We start from the raw sequence: 11,965 nt of genomic DNA on the forward strand, positions 1-11,965 counted from the left end.
GGCTATCCCTTGAGCTGACTGATGTCCTCGACCGCGATGGAGCCGCGGCTGCGGAAGAAGACAACGATGATGGCAAGGCCAATGGCGGCTTCGGCGGCGGCGACCGTCAGAACGAACATCGCCAGCACCTGCCCGACCAGATCGTGCAGGACCGACGAGAACGCCACCAGATTGAGGTTGACCGCGAGCAAGATCAGCTCGATCGACATCATGATGATGATGACGTTCTTGCGGTTGAGGAAGATTCCGACCACTCCCGACGTGAACAGGATCGCCGCGACAGTCAGATAGTGGGAGAGGCCGATTTCAAACATCGCGGTCAAATCCCCCGTCCTGATTGGACCTTACGCAATTCGACCGAACGTGGGCTGCGGGCGATCTGATCGGCGATGACTTGGCGCCGTACCCCGCCACGGCGGCGATGGGTCAGCAAGATCGCACCGATCATCGCCACCAGCAGGATCAGCCCCGCCGTCTGGAACAAGAAGATGTAATCGGTATAAAGCAGGTGCCCCAGCGCCTGGGTGTTGGTGACCTGCATCGGATCGGGCTGGGGCGCGCGGGTCAGACCCTCGGCGCTTTCGCTGGGACGCCAGGCGAAGGCCACCGCCACCAGTTCGCCCAGCAACACCGCTCCCACCAGCCCGCCTAGCGGCAGGTAATGGAGGAATCCGGCGCGCAATTCGGCCCGGTTGACGTCGAGCATCATCACCACGAACAGGAACAGCACCGCCACCGCGCCGACATAGACGATGACCAGGACCATCGCCAGGAATTCGGCCCCCAGCAGCAGGAACAGCCCCGCCGTGTTGAAAAAGCATAAAATCAGCCACAAAACGGAATGAACCGGGTTACGGGCGGACACGACCATCGCGCCGCTCGCCACCGTCAGTCCCGCAAAGAGATAAAATATCAACGCCGTCGACATTCCGGGTTTCCCCCCTTCAGCGATAGGGAGCTTCGGCGGACAGACGGAAGGCCAGCTCGGCCTCCCAGCGATCACCGTTGGCGAGAAGTTTGGCCTTGTTGTACATCAGTTCTGACCGGGTCTCGGTGGCATATTCAAAGTTTGGTCCCTCGACGATCGCATCGACCGGACAGGCCTCCTGGCACAATCCGCAATAGATGCATTTGGTCATGTCGATATCGTAGCGCAACGTGCGCCGCGACCCGTCCTCGCGGGGCTCGGCCTCGATCGTGATCGCCTGGGCCGGGCAGATGGCTTCGCACAGTTTGCAGGCGATGCAGCGCTCTTCGCCATTGGGGTAGCGGCGCAGAGCGTGTTCGCCGCGGAACCGCGTGCTGAGAAAGCCTTTCTCATACGGGTAATTGATCGTCACCTTGGGCTTGAACAGGTAACGGAAGGTTACCGACAGGCCGGAGATCAGCTCGACCAGCAGGAAGGCGCGCGCGGTGCGGTCTATGAACGACATCGGTCGGGCTCTCCTATCCCTGTCCCGGCAACCGGCCGAGAGCGGTCAGCGTACCGGCGGTCAACACCACCCAGATCAGCGAGAAGGGCAGGAACACCTTCCATCCCAGCCGCATCAACTGGTCGTAGCGGTAGCGTGGAAAGGTCGCCCGGACCCAGATGAAGATGAACATCACCAGGCAGACCTTGGCGAAGAACCACACCGGTCCCGGCAGGAAGGTCCAGCCGAACGGGGCCAGCCAGCCACCCAGGAACAGAACCGAGGTCATCGCGCCGACGACCAGCATATTGATATATTCGCCCAGGTAGAACAGCGCGAATGGCATTGCCGAATATTCGACGTTATAGCCCGCCACCAATTCGGATTCGCATTCGGGCAGATCGAACGGCGAGCGGTTGGTTTCAGCCAGTCCCGAGGCGATGAACAGCACGAACAGCGGCAGGTGGGGCAGAACGAACCACATCTCCTCCTGAGCCCGGACGATCGCCGACAGGTTCAGCGATCCGGCGGTCACCAGCACCGACACCAGGATCAGGCCGATCGACACCTCGTAGGACACCATCTGCGCCGCCGAGCGTAGCGCGCCCAGGAAGGCATAGCGCGAGTTCGAGGCCCATCCCGCCATCACCACGCCATAGACGCCCAGGCTCGACACCGCGAAGACGTAAAGGATGCCGACATTGATGTCGGCCAGCACCAGACCGTCGCCGAACGGGATCACCGCCCACACCACCAGCGCAACGATGAAGGTGATCATCGGGGCGAACAGATAAATCCCCCGGTTCGCGCTGGTCGGCAGCACGGTTTCCTTGAAGAATAGCTTAACGCCGTCGGCGAAGGGTTGCAGCAGCCCGAGCGGCCCGACCACGTTCGGCCCCTTGCGCAGGTGCATCGAGCCGATGACCTTGCGCTCGGCATAGACCAGATAGGCCATCACAACCAACAGCGGCAGGATGATCACGACGATCTTTGCGACGATGACGATCAGCGTCCACAGAACGGGCGGAAACTGCGCGGCCACGAGGTCAAGCATGGTGTCCCGCCTTATGGTGGTTGCAGCCGCCACCAAACGCCGCCACGCAGGCGGCCATCGTGGTGGAGGCGCGGCTGATCGGATCGGTCATGTAATAGCTGTCGAGGATCGAGGCCAGCGGCCGGTCATCGGTCGCGCCGGGGCGGCCGAACGGCTCCCACAGCGCCCGCTCCAGGCTGCCCGGATGGCCGAACAGCGGGTTGAGATTGGTCAGTCGCGCCCGGATCTGATCGAGCGAGTCGAACGGCACGGTGTGGCCCAGCACCTCCGACAGCGCCCGGATCACCCGCCAATCCTCCTTGGCCTCGCCGGGCGGGAACACCGCGCGGCGGGTGCGCTGAACGCGGCCCTCGGTGTTGACGTAGGTGGCGTCCTTTTCGGTATAGGCGGCACCGGGCAGGATCACGTCGGCGCGGTGCGCCCCGGCATCGCCATGACTGCCGAGATAGACGACGAAGGCATCACCCAGGGCACCCATCTCGATTTCGTCGGCGCCGAGCAGGAACAGCACCTTGACCGCGCCCGAGGCGGCTCCGGCGATGATCGCCTTGGTGTCGCGTCCACCCGGTCCCGGCACGAAGCCGAGATCGAGGCCGCCGACCCGGGCGGCGGCGGTGTGCAGCACGTTGAAGCCGTTCCAATCCTCGCGGACCATCCCGGCGGATTCGGCGATGCGCCGGGCCAGACCGAGCAGAACCGCGCCATCGTCGCGGGCCAGCGCGCCTTGGCCGATAATCAGGGCCGGATGCTTGGCCGCCTTCAGGGTGGCGAGGAAGGGGTGACGGCCTTCGGCCAGCTCGGTCAGCAGAGCGGGGGAATCGCCCAGCCAGTCATGGGCGAAGGTCAGGTCGGCCTTCGGTCCGATCGCGGCGGCGGCAAGCCCGTGCTCCAGCCAGCGCTTGCGCAGCCGGGCGTTCAACACCGGGGCCTCGATCCGGGGATTGGTGCCGATCAGCAGCAGGGCGTCGGCCTGTTCGATCCCGGCAATGGTGCTGTTGAACAGATAGGAGGCGCGGACGGTGGGGTCGAGCGCGGCGCCATCCTGGCGGCAATCGAGATGGAGCGAGCCTAGCGCGGCGAGCAAATCCTTGGTCGCGGCCATCGTCTCGGCATCGGCCTGATCGCCCGCGATCGCGGCAATGGCGCTGCCCTCCAGACCGGTCAGCCGGGCGGCGATCGCGGCGAACGCCTCGGGCCAGGTCGCAGGCGTCAGCTTGCCGTCCTTGCGGACATAGGGGCGGTCGAGCCGCTGCCGCTTCAACCCGTCGCAGGCGAAGCGCGAGCGGTCGCCCAGCCATTCCTCGTTGATGTCCTCATTGATCCGGGGCAGCACCCGGATCACTTCGTTGCCGCGCGAATCGACCCGGATCGCGGCACCCAACCCGTCCATCGCATCGACGGTTTCGGTGCGGCGCAGTTCCCACGAGCGATAGCGGAACGATGCGGGCTTGTTGGTCAGCGCGCCGACCGGGCAGAGGTCGATCAGATTGCCCGACAATTCCGACGATACCGTCTCGCCGACATAGCGGGTCACTTCGAGATGCTCGCCCCGGCCGAGACCGCCCAGCACCGGAGTTCCGGCGATTTCGGCGGCGAAGCGGATACAGCGGGTGCATTGGATGCACCGGGTCATGTGGGTCGCGATCAGCGGGCCGTAATCCTTGTCCGGCTGGGCGCGCTTGGTCTCCTCGTAGCGGCTGCGGTCCGACCCATAGGCCATCGCCTGATCCTGAAGGTCGCACTCGCCGCCCTGATCGCAGATCGGACAATCGAGCGGATGGTTGACCAGCAGGAACTCCATCACCCCCTGGCGCGCCTTGCGCACCACCGGGGTGTTGGTCTGCACCACCATGCCGTCGGCGACCGGCATCGCGCACGACGCGACCGGCTTTGGCACTTTCTCGACCTCGACCAGACACATCCGGCAATTGCCAGCGATCGCGAGGCGTTCGTGATAACAGAATCGCGGAATCTCAATGCCCAGACGATCCGCCGCCTGGAGAATCGTGGTTCCGGGCTCGACGTCGATTTCCCTGCCGTCGATGGTCAGCTTGGGCATGTGTTCATTCCGTCCTCAAGCGGCCCGGCCCCGCGACTGGCGCTCCGCGATGCGGCGCTCCAGTTCGGGGCGGAAGGCGCGGATCAGTCCCTGGATCGGCCAGGCGGCGGCATCGCCCAGCGCGCAGATGGTGTGTCCCTCAATCTGGCGGGTCAGTTGGTCCAGCCGTTCGATCTCGTGCGGTTCGGCGTCGCCGGTGACCATCCGCGCCATGATCCGGGCCAGCCAGCCGGTGCCTTCGCGGCAGGGGGTGCACTGGCCACAGCTTTCGTGGGCATAGAATTTCGACAGGCGGGCGATGGCGCGGACGATGTCGGTCGATTTGTCCATCACGATCACCGCCGCGGTGCCGAGGCCAGAGCGCACGTCGCGCAGGCTGTCGAAATCCATCAGCACGGTGTCGCAGATATCCTTGGTCAGCACCGGAACCGACGAGCCGCCGGGGATCACCGCCAACAGATTGTCCCAGCCGCCGCGCACACCGCCCGCGTGAGTCTCGATCAACTCGCGCAACGGAATGCCCATTTCCTCTTCGACGTTGCAGGGATTGTTGACATGGCCGGAGATGCAGAACACCTTGGTTCCGCTGTTCTTCGGCCGACCCAGCGCGGCGAACCACGCGCCGCCGCGACGCAAAATCGTCGGGGCCACCGCAATCGATTCGACGTTGTTGACAGTGGTCGGGCAGCCATAAAGACCGACCCCGGCGGGGAAGGGGGGTTTCAGACGCGGCTGACCCTTCTTGCCTTCCAGGCTTTCGATCAGCGCGGATTCCTCGCCGCAGATATAGGCTCCGGCACCGCGATGAACATACAGCTCGAACGGCCAGCCCGACCCGCAGGCGTTGGGGCCGATCAGTCCGGCGGCGCGGGCTTCGTCGATCGCGGCCTGAAGGTTCTGGGCCTCGGCGACGAACTCGCCCCGAATATAGATGTAGCCGACCCGAGCCCCGATCGCGAAGCCGGCGATCAACGCGCCCTCGACCAGCTTATGCGGCTCGTGGCGGATGATGTCGCGGTCTTTGCAGGTGCCCGGCTCGCCCTCGTCGGCGTTGATGACGAGATAGTGCGGGCGCTCGCCTTCGACCTTGGGCATGAACGACCATTTGACCCCGGTGGGGAAGCCCGCGCCGCCGCGTCCACGCAGGCCCGAACTCTTCATTTCCTCGATCACCCAGTCGCGGCCCTTGGCCAGCAACTCGCGGGTGCCGCTCCAATCGCCACGCGCCTGCGCGCCCTTCAGCCGCCAGTCGTGGAAGCCATAGAGATTGGTGAAGATCCTGTCGCGGTCGCGCAGCATCACGCTCTCTCCGTCGCAGCGGCGGGGGACGTCAGGGTGGTCGGACCACCAGCGGGACACGAGGTCTGGCGGCCGGTCTGCGATCCCGTCTTCGGGGTCTCGCCGCGTCCCAACGCTTCCAGCACGGCGCGGGTGCTGGCGGCATCAAGATCCTCGTAATAATCGTCGTTGATCTGGATCACCGGGGCGTTGACGCACGCCCCCAGACATTCCGCCTCGGACAAGGTGAACAGACCGTCGGCCGTGGTCTCGCCGATACCGATCCCCAGCGTTTCCCGCACCGAGTCCAGCACCGCGTCCGAGCCGCGCAACATGCAAGGCAGGTTGGTGCAGATCTGGACGTGGAAGCGGCCGACCGGGCGGCGGTTGTACATCGTGTAGAAGGTGGCGACTTCCTCGACCTGGATCGGGGCCATCCCCAGCATGTCGGCAATCGCTTCGATCGCGGCGCGGCTGACCCAGCCTTCCTGACGCTGGGCGAGATCAAGCAGCGGCATCACCGCGCTCTGTTGCCGCCCAATGGGATAGCGGGCAATGAAGGCGCGGGCCTGTTCGGCGCTTTCCGCCGTGAAGGCGAAGGCGGCGGGTTCTGCGGGGCTGTCGCTCATCGGTCGATCTCGCCGAAAACAATGTCGATGGAGCCGATATTGGCCACCACGTCGGCCAGCATATGGCCTCTCGACATCATGTCGAGAGCTTGAAGATGGACGAACCCCGGCGGCCGGATTTTGCAGCGATAGGGTTTGCCGCTGCCGTCGGCGATCAGATAGACCGCGAACTCGCCCTTGGGCGCTTCGACGGCGGCATAGACCTCGCCAGCGGGGACGCGGAAGCCTTCGGTGAACAGCTTGAAATGGTGGATCAGCGCCTCCATCGAGCGCTTCATCTCGGCGCGCGGCGGGGGAGTCACTTTGTTGTCGTCGACCTTGACCGCGCCGCCCGGCATCTTTTCCAGACACTGGCGGATCAGCAGGATGCTCTGGCGCATCTCCAGCACGCGGACGAGGAAGCGGTCGTAGCAATCGCCGTTGCTGCCGACCGGAATGTCGAACTCAAGCTGGTCGTAGACCTCGTAAGGCTGGGCCTTGCGCAGATCCCAGGCGATGCCCGAGGCGCGCAAATTGGGTCCGGTGAAGCCCCAATCGAGCGCCTGCTCGGCGGTGACGATGCCGATATCGACGGTGCGCTGCTTGAAGATGCGGTTTTCGGTCACCAGCGCTTCGATGTCGTCGAGCGCCTTGGGGAAGGTCTGGGTCCATTCGCCGATATCGTCGAGCAGATCCTGCGGCAGATCGGCGGCGACGCCGCCCGGCCGGAAGTAATTGGCATGGAGTCGCGCGCCGCAGGCCCGCTCGTAGAACTCCATCAGCTTGTCGCGTTCCTCGAACCCCCACAGCATCGGGGTCATGCCGCCGACATCGAAGATGTAGGTGCAAATGTTGAGCAGGTGGTTGAGAACCCGGCCGATCTCGCTATAGAGGGTGCGGATGTATTGAGCCCGCGGCGGCAGGGTCAGCCCCAGCAGCTTTTCCGCCGCCAGGACGAAGGCGTGCTCCTGGTTCATCGTGCCGACATAATCCAGCCGGTCGAAATAGGGCACCGATTGCAGGTAGGTCTTGTGCTCGATCAGCTTTTCGGTGCCGCGATGGAGCAGCCCGATATGCGGGTCGGCGCGTTCGACCACTTCGCCCGACATTTCGAGGATCAGGCGCAGCACGCCGTGCGCAGCCGGATGCTGCGGTCCGAAATTGAGCGAATAGGTTTCGATCCGGGTCTCGGCCATGATCTTTAGACTCTCCCCCCGGCTTTCTCGTCGCCGGGAAGCGGACCGCCACCCTCCCACGGCGATTGGAAATCGAAGCGGCGGAAATCCTGGACCAGCTGCACCGGCTCGTAGACCACCCGCTTCTGCTCGTCGTCGTAACGGACCTCGACCCGGCCGGTCAGCGGGAAATCCTTGCGCAGCGGGTGTCCGTCAAAGCCGTAATCGGTCAGAATCCGCCGCAGGTCGGGATGGCCCGAGAACAGCACGCCGAACATGTCCCACACTTCGCGCTCGAACCAGCCGGCCGAGCTGAACAGCCCGGTCGCCGAGGGGACCGGATTGTCGTCGTCGGTCGCCAGCTTCACCCGGATGCGCTGGTTGTGCTTCATCGACAGCAGGTGATAGACGACGTCGAAGCGGGGGTCGCGGCCGGGCCAATCGACCCCGCAGACGTCGAGAAGCTGCTTGAACTGGCAGGCGGGATCGTCGCGCAGGAAGGCCAGAACCGACAGGATCGAGGCGGCGGAGACCTCAAGCGTCAGCTCGCCGACGCGATTGACCTCGGCCTGGCGCACGTCCTGCGGTAAGGCGGCGGCGATCAACTCGCCCAGATCCTTCAGCGCTTGCGTCATGGTTCGGCGGTCCTTACGTTCGATCGCTAGCGGGTGATCGCGCCGGTGCGACGGATCTTCTTTTGCAGTTGCAAGATGCCGTAGATCAGAGCCTCGGCGCTCGGCGGACAGCCGGGAACATAGATATCGACCGGGACAATGCGGTCGCAGCCACGCACCACCGAATAGCTGTAATGGTAGTAACCGCCGCCATTGGCGCACGATCCCATCGAGATCACCCAGCGCGGCTCGGCCATCTGGTCGTAGACCCGGCGCAGCGCCGGAGCCATCTTGTTGGTCAGGGTTCCGGCGACGATCATCACGTCGGCCTGACGCGGCGTCGGGCGGAACACCACCCCGAACCGGTCCATGTCATAGCGGGAACAGGCGGCGTGCATCATCTCGATGGCGCAGCAGGCCAGACCGAAGGTCAGCGGCCACAGGCTGCCGGTGCGAGCCCAGGCGGCCAGCGCATCGACATTGGCGACGACGAAGCCCTTGTTGGAAATCTCGTCGGTGACGGCGGCCAGCAGGGCATCCTGCTCCGGACCGGGAGGCAGCAACCGGGCGCCACCCGCCGGCAGGGCCGCCGGTGATTCCCCGCTTATTCCCATTCCAGGGCTCCCTTGCGCCATTCATAGACGAACCCGACGGTCAGCACCGCCAGGAAGACCATCATCGACCAGAAACCAAACATTCCGATTTTCCCCAGACTGATCGCCCAGGGGAACAGGAAAGCGATTTCGAGATCGAAAATGATGAAGAGAATTGAAACCAGATAGAAGCGGACGTCGAAGCGGGACCGCGAATCGCTAAACGGTTCGAAGCCGCATTCGTAGGGGGTGGCCTTTTCCGTGTCGGGCTTTTGCCGCGCCACCAGCCACGAACCGCCGACACACAGTCCGGCCATCGCAACGGCGATGCCGAAGAAGACGAGGATCGGCAGATATTCGACCAGCCAAGCGTCCATCATTCTTTCCCCGGCCCAAGTTTCTACACCACGAGGATCGCCCGGCACAGTGTCGCGCCCGCTTCGTCGAAGCGCGAGCGGAGCCGACGTTACCGCCGCCGCCGCTCGATGACGACCCCTGCTGAGACCGATCCGACTCCAACCCGGACCGATCGGGGCCGGGTGGCGGGAGTGACGGGGCTCGAACCCGCGACCTCCGGCGTGACAGGCCGGCGCTCTAACCAACTGAGCTACACCCCCTCCGTCCGGTCACCGGTACGGGGAGAGTCGGTCTAATACAGTGATCCCAGACTGTCAAGCAAACAAGGATGGGGCATGGATAATTTCGCGTCGGCATTCGTGACAAATACCTACATGCGAAAAGCGACCTTTCCATCCGTGGTACAGGCTGGGGTCAGCGATTAGACTATGTTTCCCTCGATTTACAGTATCATAAATATTGGATTGAGTTAACGGTACAAAATTACCAATAAGTCTTAGTATCCTTGGTTGGTCCGCCAAAAAGGCTCGGCGACCAGTGCCGCAGAGGGTGGCAAAGACATCGTTCCGCTTTTGCCGCTCATTCGGAAGGAGAGGATCTGCTTTGCCGAAGAGGCAATGCCCGCGACGGCGGGACGCGGTCAGATATCGTACATCAGGACCGGCTCGATCCGACCCCGTCGGCGCGACATGTCGATCAAGGTGGTGTTGTCGACGATCGCCGCCATGGCATCGCGAACGTCCTGCATCACGCCGCGAACGGCACAGGTCGCTTCGTCCTGACAATCGGGACAGGGGCGGTAGGCCGACCGCGACACACAGGGCACCGGGGCCAGCGGGCCGTCGAGGATGCGGATGATCTCGCCCGTCATGATCCGTTCGGCCGGGCGGGCCAGGGTATAGCCGCCGCCCTTGCCCTTCTTGCTCGACAGCAGGCCGTGATTCTTCAGTTCGAGCAGAATCGTATCGAGAAATTTCTTGGGAATGCGTTCGGCCTCGGCGATTTCGGCGATCAGAACCGGTCCCCGTCCTTCGCGTTCGGCCAAATGGACCATGGCCTTTAACCCGTACTTCGCCTTGCTCGACAGCATCACACCACCCAGTTGATAGATCATAAGAAGAAGCGATTGGAGCAGGGGCTGTCAATGCTCGAATCGGCCCGACGGGGAGGGTTGGGGCAATCAACGCCGAAAGCCCCCCGTCTCGATAGGACGGGAGGCGTCTGCCGTTGGGCCGGATCAGGGCTTCGCGGGCTTGTTCCAGGCGCAATATTCCTTCTTGGCGCGGGGTTGACCCAGGGTGCCGTCGGTGGCGGCTTCCTGATAGAACGCGACCGACCCGTCCGGCATACAGACCGGGTCGCCTAATCCGCCAAAGGGCTCGAAGCGGCCCTCGACACATCCGGCCAGCAGCAAAGCGGCCCCCATCACGATCCCTACTCTGCTCATGACGTCCTTCTCCGTGTTCATTAGGAATATGGACCAGATGGACGTGGTCATCCCCGGCACCGAAATCCAGTCCCTCGTCCTCGCTCTTTTTCAGCGCGGACTCATCTTGTCTCGTACCGGTTGTTGCCGGTGACGGACTTGTATGGTCGCGAGATACCTCTAATGCGCGAGACTTTCATGTCGGGGATGGATTTGCTATCATGGGAAAGCGGGAAGAAGTCCCGCCGCAATGATGGGGGTTAGAATGCCCAATATCGGATTTTCCGTGACCTCGCAGGGGATCGGCGCGCAGTCGCTGTTCCAAAGCATCCGCCAGACTCCGATCAAAGAGGACGTCTTCGCCCGAGCCGATCCGGACGCGAAGCGCCAGTTCGAGGATGCCATCAACATCTCGAAAAAGCTGGCCCAGGGCGCAAAGGATGCCCAGGCCTTCGCCACTACCAAAGATCTCGAAGCAAAGAAAGCGCGTCTCAAGCTCTTGAAGATGCTGGCCCAATCCGCGACCGATCCCCGGACGATCCGGGCGATTGCCCGGGAAGTCGCGGAAATCGCCCGCAGCCTCGGCAATGCTGCCGCAAGCGGGGGCGGCGGCGGCGGCATGGTTCAGGCCAATGCCACCGCCAGCGTCGCGTCGGGCGAGGGTGCCGCCACGCTCGATAATGCCACCGCCAGCGTCGCGTCGGGTGAGGGTGCCGCCACGCTCGATGCGGCATCCGGGACCGAAGCGGCGGCCTCGGACGCTGTCGTCGCGACCGGGGCCGGGGCGGAGGGGGCGGACGCGGAGGAGGGAAGCCAGACGGCTGACACCGCCGCCGCCCAATCCCAAGGCGAGGCGGTCGCGGCACCGGGGGCGGGCGGAGCCGACCCCTCGATCAAGGAACAGGTCCGGGAATTGCTGCAACTGGCGAAAAAAATCCTGGAGAATCTTCGTTCGAAGGTTCTGCCCGGCAGCCGGGCCTCCGAAGAGATCGAAAAGGCCAACCGCGAGGTTCTGAAGGCGGCGTCCGCGTTCGGAATCTCGCTCGACGGATCGTCCGACCCGGCGTCCTCCCCGGAAGGGGGCGGATCGGAAGCGGTTGCGGTCGGGTCCGACCTGTCGCTATCCGTCGTCGAAGTCACTACCGTCGCATCGATCAACATCGAGGTGTGACAGGAAGGAGGGCGTTGCCCTCCTTCCTTTCTCCTAATCGGGTAAAACCCGCGATTTCGATAAAATTCCATTAAAATTACGACTAATTACTCTACGGGTACCAGGAAAAACCCGCATTCCCTACGGTCAACGCCCCACCTACGCCTTTCCGTTGTTCGATATGGACCAAAGTCCACAATTGACACTAAGTGATCGCTGGTAATAATGGCGAGGATAGC

At 63.7% G+C, this 11,965-nt stretch carries 14 protein-coding genes and 1 tRNA gene; 1 reads left to right on the plus strand and 14 read right to left on the minus strand.

All coding sequences use genetic code 11. The features are described 5' to 3' along the window. Window positions 1–2 precede the first annotated feature (2 nt). The 14 genes from nuoK to BLW40_RS06640 all read right to left on the minus strand — a co-directional run bounded on the left by nuoK (window position 3) and on the right by BLW40_RS06640 (window position 10,597). Window positions 3–314, minus strand: coding sequence for an NADH-quinone oxidoreductase subunit NuoK (gene nuoK / locus BLW40_RS06575; RefSeq protein ID WP_074766859.1), 312 nt, complete (start codon window positions 312–314; stop codon window positions 3–5). A 5-nt stretch (window positions 315–319) separates the two neighbouring features. Further along, window positions 320–928 carry an NADH-quinone oxidoreductase subunit J gene (locus BLW40_RS06580; protein ID WP_074766737.1) on the minus strand — a complete coding sequence of 203 codons (609 nt, stop codon included), beginning with the start codon at window positions 926–928 and terminating at the stop codon, window positions 320–322. Window positions 929–944: 16 nt separating this feature from the next. After that, the gene (gene nuoI, locus BLW40_RS06585; RefSeq protein ID WP_074766739.1) at window positions 945–1,433 is read right to left on the minus strand and encodes an NADH-quinone oxidoreductase subunit NuoI; all 489 of its coding nucleotides are present in this window, start codon (window positions 1,431–1,433) and stop codon (window positions 945–947) included. 13 nt (window positions 1,434–1,446) lie between these two features. Then, window positions 1,447–2,466, minus strand: coding sequence for an NADH-quinone oxidoreductase subunit NuoH (nuoH, locus tag BLW40_RS06590; protein ID WP_074766741.1), 1,020 nt, complete (start codon window positions 2,464–2,466; stop codon window positions 1,447–1,449). Then, window positions 2,459–4,525, minus strand: a complete 2,067-nt coding sequence (nuoG, locus tag BLW40_RS06595; RefSeq protein ID WP_074766743.1) for an NADH-quinone oxidoreductase subunit NuoG — start codon at window positions 4,523–4,525, stop codon at window positions 2,459–2,461. The genes nuoH and nuoG overlap by 8 nt, the downstream gene beginning before the upstream one ends. A 15-nt stretch (window positions 4,526–4,540) precedes the next feature. After that, entirely contained in the window at window positions 4,541–5,824 is a 1,284-nt protein-coding gene (gene nuoF, locus BLW40_RS06600; protein ID WP_074766745.1) for an NADH-quinone oxidoreductase subunit NuoF, read from the minus strand. After that, a complete protein-coding gene (gene nuoE, locus BLW40_RS06605; protein ID WP_074766747.1) occupies window positions 5,824–6,432 on the minus strand; it encodes an NADH-quinone oxidoreductase subunit NuoE in 609 nt (202 codons plus the stop codon). The genes nuoF and nuoE overlap by 1 nt, the downstream gene beginning before the upstream one ends. Further along, complete coding sequence (locus BLW40_RS06610) at window positions 6,429–7,607, minus strand: NADH-quinone oxidoreductase subunit D (RefSeq protein WP_074766749.1); 1,179 nt, start codon at window positions 7,605–7,607, stop codon at window positions 6,429–6,431. The genes nuoE and BLW40_RS06610 overlap by 4 nt, the downstream gene beginning before the upstream one ends. 5 nt (window positions 7,608–7,612) lie before the next feature. Next, window positions 7,613–8,221, minus strand: coding sequence for an NADH-quinone oxidoreductase subunit C (locus BLW40_RS06615; protein WP_074766751.1), 609 nt, complete (start codon window positions 8,219–8,221; stop codon window positions 7,613–7,615). 26 nt (window positions 8,222–8,247) lie between these two features. Further along, window positions 8,248–8,814 (minus strand): NuoB/complex I 20 kDa subunit family protein, encoded by a 567-nt coding sequence (locus BLW40_RS06620; RefSeq protein WP_139305523.1) that lies wholly within the window; start codon window positions 8,812–8,814, stop codon window positions 8,248–8,250. After that, on the minus strand, window positions 8,805–9,173 hold the full coding sequence (locus BLW40_RS06625; protein ID WP_074766755.1) for an NADH-quinone oxidoreductase subunit A: 369 nt from the start codon (window positions 9,171–9,173) through the stop codon (window positions 8,805–8,807). Before BLW40_RS06625 ends, BLW40_RS06620 begins: the two co-directional genes overlap by 10 nt. Window positions 9,174–9,333: 160 nt before the next feature. Then, a tRNA-Asp gene (locus tag BLW40_RS06630) sits at window positions 9,334–9,410 on the minus strand. Between the two features lie 380 nt (window positions 9,411–9,790). Beyond that, entirely contained in the window at window positions 9,791–10,240 is a 450-nt protein-coding gene (locus BLW40_RS06635; protein WP_074766861.1) for an RrF2 family transcriptional regulator, read from the minus strand. A gap of 147 nt (window positions 10,241–10,387) precedes the next feature. Next, on the minus strand, window positions 10,388–10,597 hold the full coding sequence (locus BLW40_RS06640) for a hypothetical protein (RefSeq protein ID WP_074766758.1): 210 nt from the start codon (window positions 10,595–10,597) through the stop codon (window positions 10,388–10,390). Window positions 10,598–10,841: 244 nt separating this feature from the next. Between BLW40_RS06640 and BLW40_RS06645 the strand changes: the two genes are divergently transcribed. Further along, on the plus strand, window positions 10,842–11,747 hold the full coding sequence (locus tag BLW40_RS06645) for a hypothetical protein (RefSeq protein WP_074766760.1): 906 nt from the start codon (window positions 10,842–10,844) through the stop codon (window positions 11,745–11,747). The last annotated feature ends 218 nt before the right edge of the window (window positions 11,748–11,965 follow it).

Origin of the sequence: Magnetospirillum fulvum, assembly GCF_900108475.1 — a bacterium.
GTDB lineage: Bacteria > Pseudomonadota > Alphaproteobacteria > Rhodospirillales > Magnetospirillaceae > Phaeospirillum > Phaeospirillum fulvum_A.

What these genes read in the sequence shown, in the direction of transcription:
- nuoE (WP_074766747.1), bottom strand. Translation starts at nt 6,432, where the DNA reads ATGAGCGACAGCCCCGCAGAACCCGCCGCCTTCGCCTTCACGGCGGAA.
- nuoF (WP_074766745.1), bottom strand. Translation starts at nt 5,824, where the DNA reads ATGCTGCGCGACCGCGACAGGATCTTCACCAATCTCTATGGCTTCCAC.
- BLW40_RS06625 (WP_074766755.1), bottom strand. Translation starts at nt 9,173, where the DNA reads ATGATGGACGCTTGGCTGGTCGAATATCTGCCGATCCTCGTCTTCTTC.
- BLW40_RS06615 (WP_074766751.1), bottom strand. Translation starts at nt 8,221, where the DNA reads ATGACGCAAGCGCTGAAGGATCTGGGCGAGTTGATCGCCGCCGCCTTA.
- nuoG (WP_074766743.1), bottom strand. Translation starts at nt 4,525, where the DNA reads ATGCCCAAGCTGACCATCGACGGCAGGGAAATCGACGTCGAGCCCGGA.
- BLW40_RS06610 (WP_074766749.1), bottom strand. Translation starts at nt 7,607, where the DNA reads ATGGCCGAGACCCGGATCGAAACCTATTCGCTCAATTTCGGACCGCAG.
- BLW40_RS06640 (WP_074766758.1), bottom strand. Translation starts at nt 10,597, where the DNA reads ATGAGCAGAGTAGGGATCGTGATGGGGGCCGCTTTGCTGCTGGCCGGA.
- BLW40_RS06620 (WP_139305523.1), bottom strand. Translation starts at nt 8,814, where the DNA reads ATGGGAATAAGCGGGGAATCACCGGCGGCCCTGCCGGCGGGTGGCGCC.
- nuoI (WP_074766739.1), bottom strand. Translation starts at nt 1,433, where the DNA reads ATGTCGTTCATAGACCGCACCGCGCGCGCCTTCCTGCTGGTCGAGCTG.
- BLW40_RS06645 (WP_074766760.1), top strand. Translation starts at nt 10,842, where the DNA reads ATGCCCAATATCGGATTTTCCGTGACCTCGCAGGGGATCGGCGCGCAG.
- nuoH (WP_074766741.1), bottom strand. Translation starts at nt 2,466, where the DNA reads ATGCTTGACCTCGTGGCCGCGCAGTTTCCGCCCGTTCTGTGGACGCTG.
- BLW40_RS06635 (WP_074766861.1), bottom strand. Translation starts at nt 10,240, where the DNA reads ATGCTGTCGAGCAAGGCGAAGTACGGGTTAAAGGCCATGGTCCATTTG.
- BLW40_RS06580 (WP_074766737.1), bottom strand. Translation starts at nt 928, where the DNA reads ATGTCGACGGCGTTGATATTTTATCTCTTTGCGGGACTGACGGTGGCG.
- nuoK (WP_074766859.1), bottom strand. Translation starts at nt 314, where the DNA reads ATGTTTGAAATCGGCCTCTCCCACTATCTGACTGTCGCGGCGATCCTG.